Raw genomic sequence first — 22,538 nt, forward strand, 5'->3', positions numbered from 1 at the left:
CACCTCACCCGGCCCCGGATCCGGCACCACGATCTCCACCAGCTCCACAGGCACACCCTTGGCGCGCGAGACGACTCCGGTCACGGTCGACGGCATGACCGGACAGTAATCCCGCAGCCACCCTCCGGCGAGAGCGGCCGGGGCGGGGCGTCGGCGGCGCCACGAGGGGGCGCCGCCGCACCGGTAGCCTGCTCGCGTGAGCCTGCGCCTGTACGACACCTCCCGCGGAGAGGTGCGCGACTTCGAGCCGCTGCACCCCGGCCGGGCGGGCGTCTACGTCTGCGGCGCGACCCCCCAGGGGGCCCCGCACCTGGGGCACGTGCGCGCGCAGGTGGCCTTCGACGTCCTGCGCCGCTGGCTGGAGGCGCGCGGGCTCGCGGTGACCTACGTCCGCAACGTCACCGACATCGACGACAAGATTCTCACCAAGGCCGCCGAGGCGGGTGTGGAGTGGTGGGCGCACGCGTACCGGTTCGAGCGGGAGTTCACCGCCGCCTACGACGCCCTCGGCATCCTGCCCGCCACCGTCGAGCCCCGGGCGACCGGGCACGTGCCGGAGATGGTCGAGCTCGTCCGGCGCCTCGTCGAGGCCGGCCACGCCTACGCGGCGGAGGACGGCTCGGGGGACGTCTACTTCGACGTGCGCTCCTGGCCGTCCTACGGCGAGCTGACCCGTCAGCGCCTCGACGACATGGAGGCGGCCACCGACGCCGACCCGCGCGGCAAGCGCGACCCGCGCGACTTCGCGCTGTGGAAGGGCGCCAAGCCGTCGGAGCCCGCGAGCGCGTCGTGGCCGACGCCCTGGGGCAGGGGGCGCCCGGGCTGGCACCTGGAGTGCTCGGCGATGGCGGGGCGCTACCTGGGGGCGGAGTTCGACATCCACGGCGGCGGCCTGGACCTGCGCTTCCCGCACCACGAGAACGAGCAGGCGCAGTCGCGGGCGGCCGGGGACGGCTTCGCGCGGTACTGGCTGCACAACGGCTGGCTGACCATGGCCGGCGAGAAGATGAGCAAGTCGCTGGGCAACGTCCTCGGGGTGCCGCGCCTGCTGGAGCACCACCGCGGGGTCGTGCTGCGCTACTACCTGGTCTCGGGGCACTACCGCTCCCACCTGGAGTGGTCGGAGAAGTCGCTGGAGGAGGCCGCGGCGGCGTTCTCGCGGCTGGAGGGCTTCCTGCGCCGCGCGCTGGAGCGCCTCGGGGACGTCGAGGTCAGCGCGGTGGTCGAGGGCGGTGACCTGGGAGAGGACTTCGTCGCGGCGATGGACGACGACCTGGCCACGCCGGCCGCGCTGGCCGTGCTGCACGACGACGCGCGGGCGGGCAACGCCGCGCTGGCCGCCGGGGACGACGCCGCCCTGCGCAGCCGGGCCGCGAGGGTGCGGGCCGGCCTCGCGGTGCTGGGGCTGGACCCGCTCTCGGCGCAGTGGGCCGGCGGCGCGGGTGCCCGGGGTGCGTCGGAGGGACTGCGGGCGGCGCTGGACGTGCTCGTGGTGGGACGGTTGGAGGAACGGGCGCGGGCGCGTGCGGAGCGGGACTTCGCGGCGGCCGACGCCATCCGGGACGGGCTGAAGGCCGCCGGCATCGTGATCGAGGACACCGGGGCGGGGCCGAAGTGGTCCCTGGAGGATGAGCAGTAGTGGCGGGTAACTCCCAGCGGCGCGGCGCGGTGCGCAAGGCGCCCAAGAACACCGGTTCCGGCGGCGGCACGGGCGGCAAGAACCGCCGGTCCCTGGAGGGCCGGGGGCCGACGCCCAAGGCCACCGAGCGCACGGGGCACCCGGCGGCGCGCAAGGCTGCCGCGGCGCAGCGACGGCAGGGGTCCTCCGGGGGGCGTCCCGCGGGGACGTCGCGCTCGACGGCGAAGCGCTCCGGGGAGACCGAGTGGATCGCCGGGCGCAACTCCGTGGTGGAGGCCCTGCGGGCCGGCGTGCCCATCACCGGGATCTACGTCGCCAGCCGCATCGACGCGGACGAGCGCGTCAAGGAGGTGCTGTCGGCCGCCGGTGACCAGGGCATCCCGCTGCTGGAGACCTCCCGCGCGGACCTCGACCGGCACACGGGCGGGGCGGTGCACCAGGGGCTGGCCGCCACGGTGCCGCCGTACGCGTACGCGCACCCGGAGGACCTGCTGGAGCGGGCGGCGGAGGACGTGCGCCCGCTGCTGCTCGTCGCGCTGGACGGGGTGACGGACCCGCGCAACCTCGGTGCGGTGGTGCGCTCGGTGGCGGCGTTCGGCGGGCACGGCGTGGTGGTGCCGGAGCGGCGGGCGGCGGGGATGACGGCCTCGGCGTGGAAGACGTCGGCGGGTGCGGCGGCGCGCGTGCCGGTGGCGCGGGCGACGAACCTGACGCGGGCGCTGGAGGAGTACAAGCGGCAGGGCCTGTTCGTCGTGGGCCTCGACGCGGACGCCGACGTGGACCTGCCGGACCTGGAGCTGGCCGACGTGCCGCTGGTGCTGGTGGTGGGCTCGGAGGGCCAGGGGCTGTCGCGGCTGGTGCGCCAGACGTGCGACCAGGTGGTGAGCATCCCGATGGCGGCGGCGGTGGAGTCGCTCAACGCCGGGGTGGCCGCCGGGGTGGCGCTGTACGAGGTGGCGCGGCGCCGCTGAGCGGGGGAGGCCACGCCCCCAGCACTGGTTGAAGTCTCAAGCAACCCCTATGCTGGGGCCGTGGAACCTCGCTGGCTCACCCCCGACCAGCGGCGCGCGTGGCTGCGCGTCGCCGCGCTCCTGGAGCTCCTGCCCGCCGCGCTGGACACCCAGCTCCAGCGCGACGCCGACCTCACCCTCGCCGGTTACGTCATGCTCGCCATGCTCTCGGAGCAGCCGGAGCGCTCGCTGCGGATGAGCGAGCTCGCGGCCCGCTCCAACGCCAGCCCCTCCCGCGCCTCCCACGTCATCGCCAAGCTGGAGAAGCAGGGCCTCGTCCGGCGCGAGCGCTGCGCCGAGGACGGGCGCGGGCAGCTCGCCGTCCTCACCGACGCCGGGTGGGAGAAGGTCGTCGCCACCGCCCCCGGCCACGTCCAGCGGGTGCGGGAGCTGGTCGTCGACCCCCTCGAGCCCGGGCAGCTCGCCCAGCTCGACGCGATCGTGGCCCGGATGCTGGACGTCCTGGACCCCGAGGCCCGCTACGCCACCACCGCGCTGGCTCGCGACATCCCGGCCTCGCAGGGCTGAGCGGACCCGGCTTCCAGCCCGGGCCCCGGCCCGGTCCCCGGCGTCAGTCCGTCCGCACGACCGGCAGCGCCTGGGTGTCCACCCCCAGCACGGCCACCTCGTCCGGCTTGGTCGGCAGCACGCTGCCCATGTACGACTGCGCCGCCTCCTCCAGGCCCACGTCGCGCCCGGCCCGCTCCGAGAGGTACCAGCGGTGCTCCAGCACCTCGTGGAAGACCTCCGCCGGCTCCAGCTTGCCGCGCAGCTCCCGCGGGATGCGCCGCTGCACCGGTTCGAAGCAGTCGGCCATCCACTCGTGCGCCACGATCTCCTCGTCGTCGCCCTGCCGCTCCGTCGCGGCCCGGTAGGAGTCGAGGTCGTTGAGGAGGCGGCGGGCCTGGTTCTCCTCCGCGTCGAGGCCCGTCAGGCGCAGCAGCCGGCGGGAGTGGTGCCCGGCGTCGACGACCTTCGGCTCGATGCGCACCGTGGTGCCGTCGATGTCGGTGGTGATCGCCAGTTCGCCGACGTCGAAGCCGAGGTCGTTGAGGCGGCGGATGCGAGCCTCCACGCGCCAGCGGTCGCCCTTCTCGAACGACTCCGGCTCGGTCAGCTCCCCCCACAGCGTGCGGTAGCGGGAGATGATCCGGTCGGAGATCGCCAGGACCTCGTCCATGTCGGCCTCCAGCGCGCCGCTGGCCACGACGTCCATCAGCTCCCCGGCGATGTTGGTGCGCGCCACGTCGAGGTCGTACTCGCGCTGGCCGTCGGAGACCTGGTCGTAGAGCTCGCCGGTCTCGGCGTCCACCAGGTAGGCGGCGAAGGCGCCGGCGTCGCGGCGGAACAGCGTGTTCGACAGTGACACGTCACCCCAGTAGAAGCCCGTCAGGTGCAGGCGCACGAGGAGGACGGCGAGGGCGTCGACGGCCCGCTTGGCCGTGTCCGGGCGCAGCGTCTGGCTGTAGAGGGCCCGGTAGGGCAGGGAGAACTGCAGGTGGCGGGTGATGAGCACCGAGTTCAGGGGCTCGCCGTCGGGGGTGGTGCGGCCGGTGATGACGCCCACGGGCTGCACCGAGGGCACCTCGAGGCGGTTGAGCAGGCGCAGCATCCGGTACTCGCGGTGAGCGATCTCGGCGTTGGTCTCCTTCACGGCGAGCACCCGGCTGCCCAGCTTCACGAAGCGCACGACGTGCCGGCTGATGCCGCGGGGCAGGGCGGCGAGGTGGTGCTGGGGCCAGTCCTCCAGCGGCACCTCCCACGGGAGGTCCAGCAGCTCCGGGTAGGGGCGGGACGCGGTGATCTGCAGGGACGTCGCCGTCGGAAGGCTCACGGGGCCATCATCCCGTGCGCCCCGCGCCCCTCCGCGTGGTGGGCGGGCCGGACGCCCGTGGGGGCCGCCACCGGCAGTGCCGGCGACGGCCCCCACGGGGCGAGCGGGATGCTCAGGCGGTCGTCTCGATGCGCAGACCGGAGTTGTCGTCGAACAGGTGCACGTGCCCGCGCTTGGGCTGGAAGTGCACCGTGGAGCCCTTGGCCGGGGGCTGGCGGCCGTCGACGCGCGCGATGACCGGCATGTCGCTCTCGCCCTGGCGCAGGGTGCCGTAGATGTAGGCGTCGGCGCCGAGCTCCTCGACGACGTCGACCGACACGGGCAGGCCGTGCTCGGCCAGCTCCATGTCCTCCGGGCGCACGCCGAGGGTGATGTTCTTGCCGGTGGCAGCCAGGGCCGCGCGCTCTACCGGGTGGATGCTGTCGCCGAACAGCACCCCGCCCTCGGTGACGGGCAGGGTCAGCAGGTTCATGGCGGGGGAGCCGATGAAGCCGGCGACGAAGACGTTGTTCGGGTGGTCGTACATCCGGCGGGGGGTGTCGACCTGCTGGAGGATGCCGTCCTTGAGGACCGCCACGCGGTCGCCCATCGTCATGGCCTCGACCTGGTCGTGGGTGACGTAGACGGTGGTGACGCCCAGGCGGCGCTGCAGCGAGGCGATCTGGGTGCGGGTCTGCACGCGCAGCTTCGCGTCGAGGTTGGACAGCGGCTCGTCCATGAGGAAGACCTGCGGCTGGCGCACGATCGCGCGGCCCATGGCGACGCGCTGGCGCTGGCCACCGGAGAGGGCCTTGGGCTTGCGGGCGAGGTAGTCCTCGAGGTCGAGGATCTTGGCCGCCTCCTGCACGCGGCGCTTGATCTCGTCCTTCGGCGTGCCGGCGATCTTCAGGGCGAAGCCCATGTTGTCGGCGACCGTCATGTGCGGGTACAGCGCGTAGTTCTGGAACACCATCGCGATGTCCCGGTCCTTCGGCGGCACCGTGGTGACGTCACGGTCGCCGATGAGGATGCGGCCGCCGTTGACGTCCTCGAGACCCGCGAGCATGCGCAGGGAGGTGGACTTGCCGCAGCCGGACGGGCCGACGAGGACGAGGAACTCGCCGTCCTCGATGTGGAGGTCCAGTGCGTCGACCGCGGGCTTGTCGCCGCCGGGGTAGAGGCGCGTCGCCTTGTCGTACGTGACCGTAGCCATCGTGAGGTCCCTTCACCGGCAGGTACGTGCCGGACGATCCGTCGTGAAGTGGAGTCCCGGCGGGAGCCGGGCGCGTGTGCAGTTGTCAGCACGGGGCCGGCCGCCTGGCTCGTCGAGCGACGGACCGGGAATCGGCCGTGACCCCGCCCCCCGGTGCCGACGCTGCGGTCCCGGAGGTCCCCGCATCTTGTCCCACCGCACCCCCGTCGGCACGTCCGTGTGACGCAGGCCACACCCGGCCGGCGCAGCTGGGTCGCGCTGCGCAGCGGTGCCCCACCTCGTCGTCCGGGCCCGGCGTCGAGCACACTCGATCCCGTGGACATCGAGGAGACCAAGCTGCCGGGTGTCGGCCTGCGGCACGACTTCGTGACCGAGCGCGGCCGCCGCGTCGGGGTGATCTCGCAGCGCAACGGCGACCGCGAGCTGCTCATCTACAGCGAGGACGACCCCGACGCCTGCCAGTTCGTCGTGGACCTGCACCCGGGCGAGGCCGAGGCCCTGGCGGAGCTGTTGGGCGCCCCGCGCGTGATCGAGCGCCTGGCCCGGATGCGCGAGCAGGTCGAGGGCATCGCCACGGAGGGCATCGTCGTGGGGGCCGGCTCCCCCTACGACGGGCGTCCGATGGGCGAGGCGCAGATCCGCAGCCGGACGGGCGCCTCCGTCGTGGCCCTGGTCCGGCGCGGGGACGTCATCCCCTCGCCGACCCCTGCGCAGGTCATCCAGGCCGGGGACAAGGTGGTCGTCGTGGGCACCGAGGACGGCGTCCGCGCGACGGCGAAGATCCTCGCGAGCGGCTGAGCGCGGGCGTGCACGCCGCCACGCTGCTCCTGGAACTCGGTGCGATCATCTTCGGCCTGGGTCTCCTGGGCCGTCTCGCCGGGCGCATCGGCATCTCCCCGGTCCCGCTCTACCTGATCGCCGGGCTGGCGTTCGGGCACGGCGGGATCGTCGAGCTGGAGGCCCCGGCGGGCTTCCTGGAGTCCGCCTCCCAGATCGGGGTCGTGCTCCTGCTGCTGATGCTCGGCCTGGAGTACTCCGCGGGGGAGCTGATCGGCACCCTGCGCCGGCAGGCGCCCGTCGGGGTGCTGGACCTGCTGCTCAACGGCTTGCCGGGGGCGGCGGCCGGGCTGCTGCTGGGCTTCGGGCCGGTGGGGGCGCTGGCCATGTTCGGCATCACCGCCGTGAGCTCCTCCGGCGTGGTGGCGAAGGTCCTCTCCGACCTGGGGCGCCTGGGCAACCGGGAGACGCCGAGCATCCTCGGCATCCTCGTGCTGGAGGACCTGGGGATGGCCGTCTACCTGCCGGTGCTCACCGCGGTCCTCGCCGCCTCCGGGGCGTGGGAGGCGACGGGTTCCGTCGCCATCGCGCTCGTCTGCCTGGCGCTGGTGCTGGTGCTGGCCCTGCGCTTCGGTGCGGTGATCTCGGCCTTCGTCACGGGGCAGAGCAACGAGGTCACGATGCTGCGCATCCTGGGCCTCGCGCTGCTCGTGGCGGGGGCGGCGGAGGTCGTGCACGTCTCGGCGGCGGTGGGGGCCTTCCTGCTGGGCATCGCCCTCTCCAGCGACCTCGACGAGGAGGCGCACCGGCTGATGGAGCCGCTGCGGGACCTGTTCGCGGCGGTGTTCTTCGTCTCCTTCGGCCTCACCACGGACCCGCGGCAGCTGCCGCCGGTGCTGGTGCCGGCTCTGGTCCTGGTCGTGATCGGGATCGGCACGAAGCTCCTGACGGGCTGGATGGCCGCGGAGCGGGCGGGGGTGGCGGTGCCGGGCCGGATCCGGGCGGGTGCGGCGCTCATCCCGCGCGGGGAGTTCTCGATCGTCATCGCCGGGCTGGCGACGGCGGGCGGGGCGGTGGACCCGCGGCTGGCCCCGCTGGCGGCGGCCTACGTCCTGACCCTGGCCGTGGTGGGGCCGGTGCTGGCGCGCGCGGCGGACCCGGTGGGCCGGGCGGTGGGGGCGCGGCTCGGGCAGCGGCGGCGCCGGGCGGCCGCGAAGGCGCGTGTCGCGGGGGAGTGAGGCGGGTCGCTGACCCGTTCGGGGCGGGGTGTGGAATATCGAGCCCACAGTTTGGTTGAATCCTCAACGAAGGTGTTGGAGCGAGCAGGGAGCCCGTCATGCAGTTCGGAGTGTTCACCGTCGGCGACGTGACGCCCGACCCCACCACGGGCCGGGTGCCGACCGAGGCCGAGCGGATCAAGGCCATGGTCACCATCGCGCAGAAGGCCGAGGAGGTCGGCCTCGACGTCTTCGCCACCGGCGAGCACCACAACGAGCCCTTCGTGCCGTCCTCGCCGACCACGTTGCTGGGCTTCGTCGCCGCGCGGACCAGCCGCCTGGTCCTGTCGACGGCCACCACCCTCATCACCACCAACGACCCGGTGCGCATCGCGGAGGAGTACGCGATGCTGCAGCACCTCGCCGACGGCCGCGTCGACCTCACCCTCGGCCGCGGCAACACCGCCCCGGTCTACCCGTGGTTCGGGCAGGACATCCGCCAGGGCATCAACCTCGCCGTGGAGAACTACGCGCTCCTGCACCGGCTGTGGCGCGAGCACGTCGTCGACTGGCAGGGCCGCTTCCGCACGCCGCTGCAGGGCTTCACCTCCACCCCCCGCCCTCTCGACGGCGTGCCCCCCTTCGTCTGGCACGGCTCCATCCGCAGCCCCGAGATCGCGGAGCAGGCGGCCTACTACGGCGACGGCTTCTTCGCCAACCACATCTTCTGGCCCGCGGAGCACACGCAGCGCATGGTCGGGCTGTACCGGCAGCGCTTCGAGCACTACGGTCACGGCTCCGCCGACCAGGCGGTCGTCGGCCTCGGCGGGCAGGTCTTCGTCCGCGCGAACTCCCAGGACGCGGTGCGGGAGTTCCGCCCGTACTTCGACAACGCCCCCGTCTACGGCCACGGGCCCTCCCTGGAGGAGTTCAGCGCCCAGACCCCGCTGACCGTCGGCAGCCCGCAGCAGGTCATCGAGCGCACCCTCGGCTTCCGCGAGTACATCGGCGACTACCAGCGTCAGCTCTTCCTCATCGACCACGCGGGCCTGCCGCTCAAGACCGTCCTGGAGCAGCTCGACATCCTCGGCGAGCAGGTCGTGCCCGTGCTGCGCAGGGAGTTCGACGCCCTGCGGCCCGCGCACGTGCCCGACGCCCCGACCCACGCCTCGCTCAGGGCCGCCCGCGACGCCGCGACCGCCACCACGGAGGCCGCCACCACCGCAGCCGGTGCGGGGGCGACGCCGTGAGCACCCGCAGGGTCGTCGCCGTCTCCGCCGGCCTGAGCCAGCCGTCCTCCACCCGGCTGCTCGCCGACCGGCTCGCCGCCACCACCACCGCGGCGCTCACCCGCGGTCGCCACCCCGCGGCGGGCCCGTCCGCGACCGGCCCGGACGTCGAGGTCGAGGTCGTGGAGCTGCGTCGGCACGCGCACGAGATCGTCGACGCGATGCTCACCGGCTTCGCGCCCGCGCCGCTGCGGACCGTCCTCGACGCGGTCGGCGGCGCCGACGGGCTCATCGCGGTGACCCCCGTCTTCAGCGCCTCCTACAGCGGGCTGTTCAAGTCGTTCTTCGACGTCCTGGACCGCGACGCGCTCACCGGCACGCCCGTGCTGCTCGGCGCCACCGGCGGCTCCGCCCGCCACTCCCTCGTCCTGGAGCACGCCCTGCGGCCGCTGTTCGCGCACCTGCGCGCGCTGGTGGTGCCGACCGCGGTCTTCGCGGCGCCGGAGGACTGGGCGGGCGGGGAGGGTGCACTGGCCGAGCGCATCGAGCGTGCCGGAGCCGAACTCGCGGCGCAGGTCGCGCTGCACGAGCCGGCCGCCGCCCCCGACCCGTTCGCGCTCACGACGTCGTTCGAGCAGCTCCTCGCCCGGGACTGACCGCCGCCCCGGGGCGCTGATGCACGCGGGTGGGCCGGCGCCGTGCACCGGTCCGGTCAGCGGGCGGCGGCGGCGTCGCGCAGGTCCGCGAGGCGGGTGAGCAGCTCCGCGAACTCCTCCGGGTCCGCCACCCGGAAGCGGGCCGCAGTCTCCCCGGTGCCCACCTTGACGGTGACGTCGCGCTCGCCGAGGACCCGGAAGGCGTCCTCGTCGGTGACGTCGTCGCCGGCGTAGAGGATCGCCTCCACCGCGGGTCCGGCGGCGGCCAGCCGGTCGCGCAGCCGCAGCAGGCCCGCGCCCTTGCCCAGCGGCACCACGGCGAGCTCCACGACCTCCTTGCCCCGCAGGCAGTGCACGTCCTCCGCGGCGCCCGGCCCGGTCACCGCCTCACGGGTGGCCTCCACCGCCACGACCCGGTCGGCGCGGCGGGTGTGCAGCACCGCCGACATCGGCTTGCGCTCCACGAAGACGCCCTCGCGGCCGTCCGCGATGCCCTCCAGCTCCGCGGTGACCCGGGCGAGCAGCTCCGACTCGGACTCCGAGAGGACCTGCCCGCCGTCCTCCCCGTCGAGGGAGCACTGCGTGCCGTGCCCGGCCACGAGCACCACGTCCTCCGGGGCCTGCGCGAGCTGCCGCAGGTCGGCCAGGGCGCGACCCGACACCAGCGCCACGTCGGTGGTGCCCACCAGCCGGCGCAGCGCCTCCACCGACTCCGGCAGGGGCTTCGACGCCATCGGGTCGTCCACCAGCGGGGCCAGCACCCCGTCGAAGTCCAGGGCGACCAGCACCCGCCCGGAGCCGGCGAAGAGGGCGAGCGCCTCGTCGAGGCCCGCGGTGCCCTGCATGCCGCTCACGGCGCGACCTCGGAGCCGGCGCTGGTCAGGTCGATCTCGGTGTTCTCCGCGCCGGGGCGCTCCAGCGCCTCCAGGAACGTCGCGGCCCAGCGCTGCACGTCGTGCTCGCGCACCCGCCGGCGCATGGCCCGCATCCTGCGCGCCGCCTCCCGCGGGGACATGTGCAGCGCCCGCACCACCGCGTCCTTCAGCCCGTCGATGTCGTGCGGGTTCACCATGATCGCCTGGCCGAGCTCGTCGGCGGCGCCGGTGAACTCCGACAGCACCAGCGCTCCGCGCTCGTCGTAGCGGGAGGCCACGTACTCCTTCGCGACGAGGTTCATGCCGTCGCGCAGGGACGTCACGAGCATGACGTCGGCGGCGAGGAACAGCGCCGCCATCTCCTCGCGGCCGTAGGAGTGGTGCAGGTACTGCACGGGCGTCTTGCCGATCTCGGCGTAGGTGCCGTTGATGCGCCCGACGGTCACCTCCACGTCCTGGCGCAGCTGCACGTACTGCTCGACCCGCTCGCGGCTGGGGGTGGCGACCTGCACGAGGGCGGCCTCGCCGACCTGGATGCGGCCGTCCGACAGCAGCTCCTCGAACGCCTTGAGCCGGTGCAGGATGCCCTTGGTGTAGTCGAGGCGGTCCACGCCCAGCAGCACGTACTGCGGGTCGCCGAGGTCGCGGCGGATCTCCCGCGCCCGCTCCTGGATGTCCTCGCGGCGGGCCATCTCGTCCAGCGCGGCCGCGTCGATGGAGATGGGGAAGGACGCGGCGCGCACCTGGCGCCCGCCCTCGTCGGGCAGGCGCACGAGCGACTGCCGGGCCGGCAGCGCGATCGCCCGGCGGCAGGCCCGCAGGAAGTTGCTCGCGTCGGCGGGGCGCTGGAAGCCCACGAGGTCCGCGCCCAGCAGCCCGTCGAGGATCGCCCCGCGCCACGGCAGCTGCGCGAAGATCTCGAACGGCGGGAACGGGATGTGGTTGAAGAACCCGATGCGCAGGTCCGGGCGGCGCCGGCGCAGCATCCGCGGCACGAGCTGCAGCTGGTAGTCCTGCACCCAGACGGTCGCGCCCTCGGCGGCCTGCTCGGCGGCGGCCTGCGCGAAGCGCTCGTTGACGCGGACGTAGGCCTCCCACCAGCGCCGGTGGTAGGTGGGGGCGACGATCACATCGTGGTACAGCGGCCACAGCGTGCCGTTGGAGAAGCCCTCGTAGTAGTCCTCGACCTCGTCCGCGGACAGGCCCACGGGCACGCACCGCACCCCGACGGCGTCGAACGGCTCCGGCGGCTCGCCGTGGGTGCCCGCCCAGCCGATCCAGGCACCGTCCTCCCGCTGCATGACGGGCTCGAGGGCGGTGACCAGACCCCCGGGGCTGCGCCGCCACGAGGTGGTCCCGTCCGCCTCCTCCACCCTGTCCACGGGGAGCCGGTTGGCCACCACCACCAGGTCGTAGTCGCCGGCCATCGAGAGTTCCTCCTCGGGAGTTCGGACTGCGCCGACCCTATCGGCCGGTGGCGACGGCGCAGCCCGGGAGCCGACGCCGGGCTCCGCGACCGCTCCTGCGACCCCTCCTGGAACCGGTCCCGCAACCGCGCGGGGACGCCCGGCGCAGCCCGTGGGGAGGCGCTGTGGAGGAGGCCCGGATCAGACCGTCGGTGGACTCGGAGCCGCACCCGGCTGACGTACCGTGGGCGCGTGCAGACCCCGGCGCCCTTTCCGCACGTCGAGCCGGTGACCAGCCCCGTGCCCACGGGCGACGGGCGCACCGGTGCCGCGCCGTCGGGCGGCCCCGCTCCCGGGACCACGCTCGGTGAGCACCGCCTCCTGCACGTCATCGGCGAGGGCGGCATGGGCATCGTCTACCTCGCCCTCGACGCCGGGCAGCGCGCCGTCGCCCTGAAGGTCCTCAAGCCCCACGTCGCGGGCGACCCGCACGCCCGCGAGCGGCTCGACCGGGAGGTCTCCACCCTGGAGCGGGTGCGCTCGCCGCGGGTCGCGGAGGTCCTCGGCGGCGACGTCTGCGGGCAGTGGCCCTACCTCGTCACCCGCTACGTGCCGGGCCGGCCCCTCGACACGGTCGTCGCCGCCGACGGCCCCCTCACCGGCCGCGCCCTGCACGAGCTCGGGCACGGGCTGTCGGAGGCGCTCGCCGCCATCCACGGCGCCGGTGTCGTGCACCGCGACCTCAAGCCCGGCAACGTCCTCGTCCTCGACGGCAAGCCCGTCGTCATCGACTTCGGCATCGCCCACGTCGCCGACGACGTCCGCCTCACCACCACCGGCCTCGTGATGGGCACCCCCGGCTACCTGTCCCCGGAGGTCGTCGGCGGCGGCGCCGTCTCGCCTGCCACCGACTGGTGGGGCTGGGCCGCGACCGTGGCGTTCGCCGCGACGGGCCGCCCGCCGTTCGGCCGCGGCCCGATGGAGGTCGTCCTGGACCGGGTGCGGCGCGGGGAGGCCGACCTCGCGGGACTGCCCCCGGAGCTGTCGCGGCTGCTGTCCGCGGCGCTGGCCGTGAACCCCTCCCACCGCCCCGAGCCCGAGGCGCTGCTGCAGGCCCTCGACCGCGCCTGCCGCGCGGCCGGGGACTCCTCGCCCGTCACCAGCGCCGTGCCTGTCCTCGACCGGGACGTCGTCGACGTCCGCGACACCGTCACCCCGCCCGGCGGCACGCCCGCGTTCCCGCCGGCCGTCGACGGGGACGCCACCCGGGTCGTCGCCGTGGACCGCCGCTCCCCGTTCGAGTCCCGCACCGGCCTGGAGGTGGACGGCTCCCACGGCTGGGCGTCGCGCCGCGGCGACTTCCGGCCCCGGCAGGAGGGTCCCCGCACCGTCGACCCCCGCGACGCCGCCCTGCTGCGCGAGGCCGCCACCCCCCGTCCCGAGCCGGAGAGCGCCGCCGAGCGCACCTCCGTGCTCCCGCCCATCCGGCACGTCCCCCCGGCCGAGCAGCGCCCCCCGGTCCACCAGGCCCCGCCCCACCAGCCGCCCTCCGCGCAGCGCTTCGCCCCGCCTCCCGAGCAGCACACGTCCGTGCTGCCGCCCGTCCGCCCGCACCCGCAACGCCCCGCCGCCCCCCACGGGCCCGCGCCCCGCCCCGGCGGTCCGGCACCCGCGGCCTTCGCGCCGCAGGAGCGGCAGCCGTGGCCCCCGCAGCCGCAGCAGCCCGCCGGCTGGGGGCCCCCCGCGTCCTGGCCGCCCGCCGCCGCCCCCGCTCCGGCCGGGCAGGCGTTCGACCGGCAGGCTCCCGCCGGGCAGCGCTTCGACCGGCAGAGCTACGACGGGCAGGCCCCCGGCGGCGCCGCGCCCGCCCCCGCAGGGCAGCAGGCCGCCCGGCCCGCCCGCACCGGCACCCTGCTCGCCATGCTCATCGCGCTCGCCGGCGTGTGCGCGGTCGCCCCCACCGCCGGCTGCGTGCTCGCGCTCATCGGCGCGACCCTCGCCCGCACCGTCGACCGCAGCCACGGCACCCTCGCCCGCCGCCGCGAGGCCGCAGGCCCCCGGCCCAGCGACGCCCTCGCCGTAGCCGTCGCAGCCCCCTGGAACGCCCTGCGCTCCGCCGTGTCCACGCTCTTCTGGTCGATCATCCCGGCGCTCGTGGGCGTCAGCACCCTCTTCATCGCCGGCCTCGTGCCCGGGCTGCCCACCGGCGGCCCCGACGCGCCCTTCGCCCTCGGCCTCGGTGCCCTCGCCGCCGCCCTCACCGCCTGGTGGGGACCCGGCAGCCGCTCCCTCCAGCGCGGCACCCGCGCGATCGTGCGCACCGTCACCGGCGGAGAGCAGGAGACGAAGGTCGTCGTCGCCGTCCTCGGCCTCGTCGCCGTGTCCGCCGTGTTCATGGCCCTCAACGGCGCCGAACCCGACTGGCGGCCGCTCGGCGGATCGCCGTTCACCGCACTGCTGTACTGAACCGCCGAGCGCCACGACGGTGCGGACGCCGACGAGGACTACCGCTGCGCGGCACCCCAGCCGTGCCAGCGCTCGACCTCCACGAGGGCGCTGACGCGCGGCCGCTCCCGCTGCGGGTAGTCGCGGCCCGTGTAGTGGCGCGCGAGCCGGTCGATGTCCGCCAGGTCGGTGTCGTCGCGGAACTCCACGACGCGCCCCTGCACGCTGACGTGCGTGTACCAGTCACCCTCGGCCAGGGCGGTGACGGACACCCGCGGCTCGACACGCAGGTGGCGCAGCCGCGCGCGGCCCGCGTCGAAGTTCAGCAGCACCCGGCCGTCGTCCTCCAGCAGGTACCAGGTGGCCACCGTCACCGGGTAGCCGTCGGGGTGGACGGTCCCCATGACGGCGGGGTTGGGACGCGCGAAGAGCGCGGCGACGTCCTCGGGCAGCGGCGGCTTGACCATGGCGACCTCCGGGGCTCGGGAGCGGTGCCTCACCGGTGGACCGGTGGGCCCGCCGGATCCTAGGCGCGTCGTTCCCCACGACGCACGCCCCGCGGTGCGGGGGAGCGGCCGTGCGGCGCGCGCCCCGCCCGACGGGGGCGCCGTAGCAGGAGTGCCGGCGGCCGGGCGGCTACCATCGAGGGCGCCGGGGCGGCGTCCCCGGCGCCGGCCGGCATGGCGCAATTGGTAGCGCACCCGACTTGTAATCGGGCGGTTCGGGGTTCGAGTCCCCGTGCCGGCTCCCCGCTGACCTGCGGAAACGTCTCGCAGGCAGTCCAGCCGAGCCAGTACTGACGGCAACGCTGACGGCAACGGCCTCACCGGCCGCTTGAGTACCACCAGCGGGGTCCGGGGCCTAGTGACCGTCCGGCTGCGACTTCAGTGAATCGATCACCGCGCCGCGCGCCTCGGCAGGAAGACGCCGGTATGCATTCCATGCACGCTCCAGCGGCGTCGACCCACGGCGGCCCCGGTTGACCCAGCGCTCCAGGCGCCGCCGGTCCTCCGGCTCGAGATCGCGTACAGCGGCCAGCACCTCGCCGGCGTTCTGCTCCTGTGGCCCGGCGCCGGACTTGCAGCGCTTGCACTTGGTGACGAGCAACGTCTTCGTCGTGCCATTGGGCAAGGTCGTCGCCTCGCTGCTGACCGACAAGACCGCCGTCTGATTCGCGGCATCCGCATAGGGTTCGCCACCAGCGATCCCACATACAGTGCACATGTAGCCGTCCTGCTTCATCACTTCCTCGCGATCCTTGGCGGTGATCGTTTTGAGGTCAGCCTCCTGGCGCTTGATGGGGTCCCAGACAGGCACCCCTGCGCTCACGAAACGCTGCTCGTCTGCACGCAGGGACGCATCCTCGATGTTGGTGAGGATGACCCACTGGTAGGAGCGCAGGTCGCGGATGCGGCGATCCACCTGCCCCACGCCGGGGAAGGCCTGGCGCAGCTGCTCCTTGGTGAACGTGTTGCCTTGCCCGACCTCCTGCAGCAGCCACAGCGCGCCGCGGATCATGGTGCCGGCCTTGCTGTCAGGGGCGTTCCACCGGGGGACGGTCACCACGCGCTCCGTTCACGCACGGCCGCCGCCATGCGGGTCGACGTCTTGCACTCCACCACCTGCGTCGGCGGTCCCTGCCATCATGCCTGAGAGGCCTGGCCCGTGACCTAGGAGATCGCTGATGCCCACGAAGTTCGGAGTCCCGCCGCAGGGAGCTGCCATCCGGTCGATGGTCGAGGAGCGGCTCCAGCAGGCCCGGGTTGACCAGGGCGCCAAGGTCACCGTGGACTGGCGCGGCCAGCAGAAGCACCTCGACGTGATTGCCATGCCGGTCGACATCCTCTACTTCAACCCTGAGACACACCGAATCAGGGCTCAGCGCACGGTTGACCCCGAGAAGAACCGGGTGCTGGAGGAGTCGCCATGGGGGACCGAGGCGCAGGCCTATCTGCAGCAACTCCTGCAGTGCAAGCCCTCCGATCCCACTCAGACCGACCCCGACTTCACCATCCTCAAGGACGAGCTGGATGAGTTCGGGCAGAAAGATCCGGGCATCATCACGCCGGATGGCATCCTCGTTGACGGCAATACCCGCTGCGCCGCCCTTCGCGAGTTGGGTGAGAAGCACATCCGGGTCGCGGTCCTCCCCGGCGATACGGGTTATGAAGACATCGCCGCGGTGGAGATTGCGCTTCAGCTGCGCAGGGACAAGCGCCGTGACTACTCGTACATCAACCGCCTCATCGCCATCGAAGAACAGCTCGCGGCGGGGCGGAAGGAGGAGGACATCGCGCGCGTCTTCAACACCAAGGTCGCCACGCTGCGCAAGGATCGGTGGGTCTACAGCCTCATTCTTGACGCCATCTCGCGCAGCGAGACAACCGGGGGTGCGGCGCTGCGCCTGATTGACTTCGAGGGCCAGCAGGAGAAACTGCGCGAGATCTACCGCGACTACGATCCCCTGAGGAAGACCGACCCTGAGGCGGCTGAGCGGCTCAAAGAGGCGCGCCTTGCTATGGTGATCCTCAACTACGCGAAGACGACTATGCGATACGCGGGGCCGGACTTCCACAAGGACTTTCTAGAGGCGCGTTTGCCTCAGGAGTTGCGCCCTGCAGGTGACGCCCCTGCAGGTATCAGCATCCCGGGCCTCGGCCCCGACGTCGTAGTGCCCGGCCCGAGCGCTCGCGTATCTCAGGCGCGTGCACTCACCGACGCTCTGCTCAGGGCGAAGGCAGCTGCCCAGGCTCCGGAGAAACTGAAGCCTGCGGACGTAGCTGCGGCCGACAGTGCTCTCAAGGCCGCAAAAGAAACCTTCGACCGCGCTTCACAGCTGGCAGGCAAGGACGCGCAGTTGCGCCAGCGTCAGGTCGCCGTCCCCGAGCGTCTCACCGACGCTGCAGATTTCGTGAACCAGTGCTCGGCAGAGTTCGCTGAGGCGCGTTCCAAGCGCATTCTCGACGAAGATACATTTGACGATGCTCTGCTTACCCTGCGCGAGAGCCTGGTCCAGCTCGCTCGGCAGGCCGGGCGCGCCTTCGAGACGCCCGGAGACGGAGTGGCGTGGCTGCTAGCTGCGACAAGGGACCCCGCATGAATTCCGGCAGCCTTTATATCGAGTTCGGTACCACGGCCGATAAAGCGGCTCTACGCAGCTCCGCAGGATTCGAGAACGACCTCCGGCGACTGGCAACCCAGTTCAGCACGAGCATCCAAAAATCAGCAGGCATAGTCGAGGTTGGCATCGATGACCTCCTCACCAACCTTGCGAACCTGACCGCTTGGCCCGAGCCATCCACTGTCGCGTGGGACGCGCAACTCGCAAATCTGGCTAAAGATTCCCTCGCTGACGCACAGGCGGTGGCTGCCCGGCTTGAGGATTCGTCAAAGGACGCGCTCTCCGTATCGCCCGACGATGTGGTCGCGCTCCTCGGTGATGCGTGGACAGCTGATCTCACCAGTTTTCAGCGCCGCGACATCGCGAAGCTCTTGTCCTTGCGTCATGGGGCGAACTTTTCTGTGCCGGGAGCGGGCAAGACCCGGGTCGGGCTCGCTGTTTTCCAGGCCCTTCGCCAGTCGGCTGGCATCGAACGGCTTCTCATCGTCGGCCCTAAATCCTGCTATGAGGCCTGGATGGGCGAAAATGCTGAGTGCCTCACCCCTCCGTTGCGCATGCAGGTATTTTCAAAGGAACTTGACCCGACCGCAGATGCTATTGTCGTCAACTACGAGCGGCTTGACGCTGTGGTCAACGCACTCGGGGCCTGGTTGTCGGCTCGGCCGTCGATGATCATCCTCGATGAGGCTCATCGGATGAAACGCGGCGCCGAAGGTGTTTACGGCTCGGCTTGCCTGGCGCTCGGGCCTCGAGCTCGCCGTCGCCTCATTCTTACGGGTACGCCTGCCCCCAATGGCGCGAAGGATCTAGAAAGCCTGTTCGGATTCGTATGGCCGGGGCACGGCCGCCAGACCGTCGTGCAGGCCGTTGCCGGCGGCGATCTCGCGAAGGCCAGTGATGTGCTTCGACCCTTGTTCACCCGGACAACCAAGGGGGAACTGGGGCTACCTCCAGTTGTCACGACCCTTCGCTCGCTGCCCATGCCACCGCTCCATCGCGAGATCTACGACGCTCTCATTGGCCGGTTCTCTGCCCGGGCGGCCGGCGCTGAGGGTGACATGGAAGCTCTGGGGCGCATCCTCGTATACCTGATGATGGCAGCTGTCAGTCCAGCACTGCTGGCGGTGGGTACCACGAAGTACGAGCCGCTCTCCTATCAGGTCCCACCGCTGGTCGTTCCCGACGGCACACCCTTGGCTGCTCTGATGAAGGACCTGCCCAGCTACGAGATGTCGCCGAAATACCGCGAGGCACTTGCTATTGTCGCTGACAATGCAGCCAAGGGCCGCAAAACGCTGATTTGGTCCTCCTTCATCCGGAGCATCACCACTCTGCAGCGGATCTTGGGTTCCTTCTCGCCGGCAGTGGTGCATGGCGGCACACAAGATCGGGACGGGGAGATCCGTCGATTCCGGAATGACTCCGACTGCATGGTTCTGATTTCAAATCCTGCTACCTTGGGTGAGGGCATCAGTCTTCACCACCACTGCCATGATGCGGTTTACATCGACCGCGACTTTGCGGCAGGCCGCTTCCTCCAGAGCCTCGATCGCATTCACCGCCTCGGACTTGCTGCCGACGTCGAGACGAGAATTACGGTTCTCTCCTCCGAGGAAACCATTGACGAGGTGGTGACGCAGCGGCTGAATGACAAGCTGCAGTTCATGGGACGCATCCTGGACGATCCCGCAGTGCGGGAACTGGCGGACCTCCAAGATGAGGACTCGATCGGGGAGGGCCTCGACGCGCGGGACCTGCAGGCGCTGATGGGGCATCTGCGTGGCAATTCCGCCTGAGCCTGTCCTGCGGGCTGCCTGCCGCTGGTTGGAGCAGCTGCCCGGCAATGGCGCCGCGAGATGCCGGGCGTTGTTCCTCAATCACTATGACTATAGTGATCTCACGCCCACCCAGTATGAGACGGCATATGCATGGGTTCGTGACATTGGCTTGCTGGACGACCTGCAATCTCACGTCCCGGCGGCTCGGCGAGTATTCCGGGCTGCTGTGACCGCAGGGGGCGCAACATGGCTCAGGGATGCCGATGCACTGATTCGCACCCCTGACGAGCTCCCGATCGATGCCGCTGTCGCGGCTGAAGCTCTAGGTGTCGGGGAATCCGAAGCGTTCGCGGAGATTCACTCGATCTGGGGGAAAGTCGATACCGCAGAACGCGCGAGGATCGGCGCGGCAGGGGAGGAGGTTGTGGTCGACCTTTTGAGGGGGCTTGTCGGCGTCGCCGTGGACCATGTTTCAACGTGGTCCGATGCTTATGGCTACGACATCGCTATGACCGCGGCCGCCGGCGTGGGTCATTTCGAGGTGAAGGCCACTGTGCGGCGAGGCCAAGCCGTGATCTACCTGTCGCGCAACGAGTTCGAGACAATGCAGCGGGACCCCGCGTGGTCGCTCATCATGGTGCGCCTCAGACCCGACCTCGCGCCATGCGAGCTGAGCACCGTTCCCACTGGCTGGCTCGCAGCTCAGATGCCGATCGACCGTACGATGCTCGGCCGATGGGAGTCCTGCAGGGTCAGTGTTCCGTCCGAGGTTCTTGTGAAAGGGGTGGCGGCGGTGGTGCCCCTCGTCCAGGAGGCCACGTCGCCGCTACTGACCGGTGTCTTTGCCGAGGTGAATGCGAGTTCTCTTGCCATTCAGGGATCATGAGTTATGCGCTCAGATGGCCGCATCTTTATGGAGCTCATAATTTGGGGGCCAACCGCCCGGCGGATTGATCTGGGTCCAGGGTGTCAGGCGGCAAGCATGCCTCGATCAAGGCGACAGCCTCATCGATGGTCTGGTGCTCCCAGACTCTGATTACGGCCCATCCCGCGGCGCTGAGCACATCATCATTTCGGCGGTCACGCTCAACGTTGCGACGCAGTTTTGGCGTCCAGTACCACTCATTATTAGTCGGCTCCCGGCCGTGCAGGGGGCAGACGTGCCAAAAGCAGCCGTCGACGAAGACGGCGATTCTATGGCGCGTGAACACGATGTCGGGCCGAACCCGGCCGCCCGGTAGGTCGAGCCGTAGATCTTTGAGGAAGCGACGACCACGGCGATGGAGCGCCGAGCGCAACCTGATCTCTGGCTTAGTGTCCTTGCGGCGGATGGCCGCTAGATTCCTTGATCGACCAGCCGTTGCAGGCGTCGGCTGCACTGAGCGTCGTGTCCCGTCTGCATCAGGGCCTGTCACACCCGTACAGTACGGTCACCGCACGTCCCGACGCTTGCTCTCACATGCATCAGAAGTCGATCGGGCGCTGAGGTATCGCAGTACGGAGGACGTGGAGGATGGCCTTGGCAAACTACGGCGTGGTCGAGATTTGCGCGGGCGCCGGCGGTCAGGCGCTCGGGCTTGAGCGCGCAGGATTCGATCATCTACTCGCGGTAGAGATCGACAAGACTGCCTGCGAGACGCTCAAGGCCAATCGTGAGCATTGGGACGTCAAATGCGGTGACGTGGCCGATGAGCAGCTTTGGCATCCGCGAGACTTCGCATCTGACGATGAGAGCAAGCGCGTGGCGCTCCTGGCTGGAGGAGTTCCATGCCCCCCGTTCTCAATCGCGGGCAAGCAGCTAGGCGCCAGCGACGAGCGTGATCTGTTTTCATGGGCGGTCGAGGCGTGCGACGCAATGCGACCACGCGCGCTGCTGCTCGAGAATGTGCGCGGACTTTCTATGCCTCGATTCGCCGCTTACCGTCAGCGAATTCTGGACCGTCTCGCGGAGATGGAATACGTTGGGTTCTGGAAGCTGCTCCAAGCGTCCCACTTCGGTGTCGCGCAGTTGCGGCCGCGTTTCGTGCTCGTGGCGCTGTCCGAAGCCGATGCGCCATACTTCAGGTGGCCTGAGGAGAAGCCGGCCGACCTTACGGTCGGTGAGGCTTTGAGGGAGCTCATGGACGAGCATGGCTGGGAGCATCTCGAGGCGTGGGTGGAGATGGCGAACAAAGTCGCCCCCACCATCGTGGGCGGAAGCAAAAAGCATGGTGGCGCTGACCTGGGACCGACCCGCGCGAAGGCTGCCTGGCGCCTGCTCGGCGTCGATGCCATGGGTGTCGCAGATGATGCACCAGCTAGGAATGCTCCTCATCCCATGGATAAGCCGCCGAAACTAACGGTTGAGATGGTCGCCCGCCTTCAGGGGTGGGACAACACTATGAACTGGCACTTCGAGGGGCGTAAGACAGCGAAGTATCGTCAGGTGGGCAACGCCTTCCCCCCGCCCGTGGCGGAGGCCTTGGGCAGAAGCATCAAGAACGCGCTCGACCACATCGGGGAGCCCCGGGAGATGAAGGAGCTTGACGACTCGACCGCTCATGACCATGTTTACCGCATTCTTAAGGAAGCGGGAAAGCATATCGGCATGGCATCTATCAAGCGAAAGCTGCCGGAGCCCTACGGGGATGGGCAATTGGAGCGGCGCATCGCTCATCTGTCCAGGGACTTCGTCATCGACATCAAGACGACTAAGCAGGGCCCGGAGTACAAGCTCTTGGGATTCAAGGGCTTTATCGGTCAGGATGACCACGACAGGCATGCCTTCTTCGCTGACCGTCTCACTAGGTCGAGGATCAGCTGATTTGGCTGGCGAGGCCTCCATGCTGCCACCGTCCATGTCCCCGCTTTCACCGAGTCAGACGGTACTGGGCTGACCTAGCAGAAGGCGAGCAATCTGCTCAACGGCGGGGGAGCTGACGATCGGCAGCACATGCGCGTAGGTATTCATTGTAACGCCGATCTGCGAGTGACCAAGAAGCTCCATCACGACGCGGGGGGGAGTGCCTTCCGCGATCAAAAATGTTGCGAAGGTATGCCGCAGGTCGTGAAATCGGATCGCGGATATGTCCGCTCGGGACAGCAGTTCCTTGAACGACTTGTCGAAGTTGCTCGGGTCCAGTGGTGTGCCGATCGGTGTGGTGAAGACGAGCCCCATGTTTTGCCACGCGCTTCCGGCGGCCAGCCTTTCGGCGTTCTGGTGGAGGCGATGCGTGTGAAGGGCTGCAGTGACAGCCGGCGGCATCGGCAGCGTGCGAGCAGAGCGGTCAAGTCCAGGGGCGTGGTGTACGGCGGTTTCTCGCGTGATCTTGTGATGGTCAGGCGGTGATGGCCTGCAAGGTGGTGTCGGTGTTCACCTC

General features: G+C 70.9%; 20 protein-coding genes and 1 tRNA gene. 13 read left to right on the plus strand and 8 right to left on the minus strand.

What is annotated here, in order from left to right; translation table 11 throughout:
* Window positions 1-196: 196 nt before the first annotated feature.
* Genes cysS through CLV92_RS20260 form a run of 3 tightly spaced genes read left to right on the plus strand, consistent with a single transcriptional unit; the run spans window position 197 to window position 3,177 of the window.
* A complete protein-coding gene (cysS, locus tag CLV92_RS20250; RefSeq protein WP_104435837.1) occupies window positions 197-1,639 on the plus strand; it encodes a cysteine--tRNA ligase in 1,443 nt (480 codons plus the stop codon).
* Entirely contained in the window at window positions 1,639-2,610 is a 972-nt protein-coding gene (rlmB, locus tag CLV92_RS20255; RefSeq protein WP_104435839.1) for a 23S rRNA (guanosine(2251)-2'-O)-methyltransferase RlmB, read from the plus strand. Before cysS ends, rlmB begins: the two co-directional genes overlap by 1 nt.
* A 60-nt stretch (window positions 2,611-2,670) precedes the next feature.
* A complete protein-coding gene (locus CLV92_RS20260) occupies window positions 2,671-3,177 on the plus strand; it encodes a MarR family winged helix-turn-helix transcriptional regulator (protein ID WP_104435840.1) in 507 nt (168 codons plus the stop codon).
* Window positions 3,178-3,220: 43 nt separating this feature from the next.
* Here CLV92_RS20260 and CLV92_RS20265 read toward each other — a convergent pair whose 3' ends face one another.
* Both CLV92_RS20265 and CLV92_RS20270 read right to left on the minus strand, forming a co-directional pair.
* Entirely contained in the window at window positions 3,221-4,483 is a 1,263-nt protein-coding gene (locus CLV92_RS20265; protein ID WP_211291322.1) for a DUF4032 domain-containing protein, read from the minus strand.
* A gap of 112 nt (window positions 4,484-4,595) precedes the next feature.
* Window positions 4,596-5,675, minus strand: a complete 1,080-nt coding sequence (locus CLV92_RS20270) for an ABC transporter ATP-binding protein (RefSeq protein WP_104435843.1) — start codon at window positions 5,673-5,675, stop codon at window positions 4,596-4,598.
* Between the two features lie 315 nt (window positions 5,676-5,990).
* Between CLV92_RS20270 and CLV92_RS20275 the strand changes: the two genes are divergently transcribed.
* The 4 genes from CLV92_RS20275 to CLV92_RS20290 all read left to right on the plus strand — a co-directional run bounded on the left by CLV92_RS20275 (window position 5,991) and on the right by CLV92_RS20290 (window position 9,554).
* Window positions 5,991-6,473 carry a cation:proton antiporter regulatory subunit gene (locus CLV92_RS20275; RefSeq protein ID WP_104435845.1) on the plus strand — a complete coding sequence of 161 codons (483 nt, stop codon included), beginning with the start codon at window positions 5,991-5,993 and terminating at the stop codon, window positions 6,471-6,473.
* Window positions 6,474-6,481: 8 nt separating this feature from the next.
* Complete coding sequence (locus CLV92_RS20280; RefSeq protein ID WP_104435846.1) at window positions 6,482-7,690, plus strand: cation:proton antiporter; 1,209 nt, start codon at window positions 6,482-6,484, stop codon at window positions 7,688-7,690.
* A gap of 98 nt (window positions 7,691-7,788) precedes the next feature.
* Window positions 7,789-8,919, plus strand: coding sequence for an LLM class flavin-dependent oxidoreductase (locus CLV92_RS20285; RefSeq protein ID WP_104435848.1), 1,131 nt, complete (start codon window positions 7,789-7,791; stop codon window positions 8,917-8,919).
* Window positions 8,916-9,554: an FMN reductase gene (locus CLV92_RS20290; RefSeq protein ID WP_104435849.1), complete on the plus strand. Its 639-nt coding sequence runs from the start codon at window positions 8,916-8,918 to the stop codon at window positions 9,552-9,554. The genes CLV92_RS20285 and CLV92_RS20290 overlap by 4 nt, the downstream gene beginning before the upstream one ends.
* A gap of 56 nt (window positions 9,555-9,610) precedes the next feature.
* Here CLV92_RS20290 and otsB read toward each other — a convergent pair whose 3' ends face one another.
* On the minus strand, window positions 9,611-10,399 hold the full coding sequence (gene otsB, locus CLV92_RS20295) for a trehalose-phosphatase (RefSeq protein ID WP_104435863.1): 789 nt from the start codon (window positions 10,397-10,399) through the stop codon (window positions 9,611-9,613).
* A 5-nt stretch (window positions 10,400-10,404) separates the two neighbouring features.
* Window positions 10,405-11,856, minus strand: coding sequence for an alpha,alpha-trehalose-phosphate synthase (UDP-forming) (locus tag CLV92_RS20300; RefSeq protein ID WP_104435851.1), 1,452 nt, complete (start codon window positions 11,854-11,856; stop codon window positions 10,405-10,407).
* 231 nt (window positions 11,857-12,087) lie between these two features.
* Between CLV92_RS20300 and CLV92_RS20305 the strand changes: the two genes are divergently transcribed.
* A complete protein-coding gene (locus CLV92_RS20305) occupies window positions 12,088-14,301 on the plus strand; it encodes a serine/threonine-protein kinase (protein WP_104435852.1) in 2,214 nt (737 codons plus the stop codon).
* Between the two features lie 38 nt (window positions 14,302-14,339).
* Here CLV92_RS20305 and CLV92_RS20310 read toward each other — a convergent pair whose 3' ends face one another.
* Window positions 14,340-14,747: a TIGR03618 family F420-dependent PPOX class oxidoreductase gene (locus tag CLV92_RS20310; protein WP_104435854.1), complete on the minus strand. Its 408-nt coding sequence runs from the start codon at window positions 14,745-14,747 to the stop codon at window positions 14,340-14,342.
* A gap of 207 nt (window positions 14,748-14,954) precedes the next feature.
* On the opposite strand from CLV92_RS20310, the gene CLV92_RS20315 reads away from it, so the two are divergent.
* Window positions 14,955-15,027: transfer RNA gene (locus CLV92_RS20315), tRNA-Thr, on the plus strand.
* Window positions 15,028-15,141: 114 nt separating this feature from the next.
* Here CLV92_RS20315 and CLV92_RS20320 read toward each other — a convergent pair.
* Window positions 15,142-15,843 carry a hypothetical protein gene (locus CLV92_RS20320; protein WP_211291324.1) on the minus strand — a complete coding sequence of 234 codons (702 nt, stop codon included), beginning with the start codon at window positions 15,841-15,843 and terminating at the stop codon, window positions 15,142-15,144.
* Window positions 15,844-15,964: 121 nt separating this feature from the next.
* On the opposite strand from CLV92_RS20320, the gene CLV92_RS20325 reads away from it, so the two are divergent.
* From CLV92_RS20325 to CLV92_RS20335, 3 genes are read left to right on the plus strand one after another with little or no spacing between them, the layout of a single operon-like run.
* Window positions 15,965-17,380, plus strand: coding sequence for a ParB/RepB/Spo0J family partition protein (locus tag CLV92_RS20325; RefSeq protein WP_104435855.1), 1,416 nt, complete (start codon window positions 15,965-15,967; stop codon window positions 17,378-17,380).
* Window positions 17,377-19,197, plus strand: a complete 1,821-nt coding sequence (locus tag CLV92_RS20330) for a DEAD/DEAH box helicase (RefSeq protein ID WP_104435857.1) — start codon at window positions 17,377-17,379, stop codon at window positions 19,195-19,197. Before CLV92_RS20325 ends, CLV92_RS20330 begins: the two co-directional genes overlap by 4 nt.
* A gap of 28 nt (window positions 19,198-19,225) precedes the next feature.
* The gene (locus tag CLV92_RS20335) at window positions 19,226-20,065 is read left to right on the plus strand and encodes a protein NO VEIN domain-containing protein (protein WP_158257360.1); all 840 of its coding nucleotides are present in this window, start codon (window positions 19,226-19,228) and stop codon (window positions 20,063-20,065) included.
* Between the two features lie 34 nt (window positions 20,066-20,099).
* On the opposite strand, the gene CLV92_RS23155 is transcribed toward CLV92_RS20335, so the two are convergent.
* Window positions 20,100-20,594: a DNA mismatch endonuclease Vsr gene (locus tag CLV92_RS23155; protein WP_104435860.1), complete on the minus strand. Its 495-nt coding sequence runs from the start codon at window positions 20,592-20,594 to the stop codon at window positions 20,100-20,102.
* A 104-nt stretch (window positions 20,595-20,698) separates the two neighbouring features.
* Between CLV92_RS23155 and CLV92_RS20345 the strand changes: the two genes are divergently transcribed.
* The gene (locus CLV92_RS20345) at window positions 20,699-21,982 is read left to right on the plus strand and encodes a DNA (cytosine-5-)-methyltransferase (protein WP_104435867.1); all 1,284 of its coding nucleotides are present in this window, start codon (window positions 20,699-20,701) and stop codon (window positions 21,980-21,982) included.
* A 54-nt stretch (window positions 21,983-22,036) separates the two neighbouring features.
* Here the strand turns inward: CLV92_RS20345 and CLV92_RS20350 are convergent, their stop codons facing one another.
* Window positions 22,037-22,486, minus strand: a complete 450-nt coding sequence (locus CLV92_RS20350) for a tyrosine-type recombinase/integrase (protein WP_104435862.1) — start codon at window positions 22,484-22,486, stop codon at window positions 22,037-22,039.
* Between the last annotated feature and the right edge of the window lie 52 nt (window positions 22,487-22,538).

This window comes from Kineococcus xinjiangensis (genome assembly GCF_002934625.1).
Classification (GTDB): domain Bacteria; phylum Actinomycetota; class Actinomycetes; order Actinomycetales; family Kineococcaceae; genus Kineococcus_A; species Kineococcus_A xinjiangensis.

What these genes read in the sequence shown, in the direction of transcription:
- CLV92_RS20285 (WP_104435848.1), top strand. Translation starts at nt 7,789, where the DNA reads ATGCAGTTCGGAGTGTTCACCGTCGGCGACGTGACGCCCGACCCCACC.
- CLV92_RS20330 (WP_104435857.1), top strand. Translation starts at nt 17,377, where the DNA reads ATGAATTCCGGCAGCCTTTATATCGAGTTCGGTACCACGGCCGATAAA.
- CLV92_RS20325 (WP_104435855.1), top strand. Translation starts at nt 15,965, where the DNA reads ATGCCCACGAAGTTCGGAGTCCCGCCGCAGGGAGCTGCCATCCGGTCG.
- otsB (WP_104435863.1), bottom strand. Translation starts at nt 10,399, where the DNA reads ATGCAGGGCACCGCGGGCCTCGACGAGGCGCTCGCCCTCTTCGCCGGC.
- CLV92_RS20270 (WP_104435843.1), bottom strand. Translation starts at nt 5,675, where the DNA reads ATGGCTACGGTCACGTACGACAAGGCGACGCGCCTCTACCCCGGCGGC.
- CLV92_RS20310 (WP_104435854.1), bottom strand. Translation starts at nt 14,747, where the DNA reads ATGGTCAAGCCGCCGCTGCCCGAGGACGTCGCCGCGCTCTTCGCGCGT.
- CLV92_RS20300 (WP_104435851.1), bottom strand. Translation starts at nt 11,856, where the DNA reads ATGGCCGGCGACTACGACCTGGTGGTGGTGGCCAACCGGCTCCCCGTG.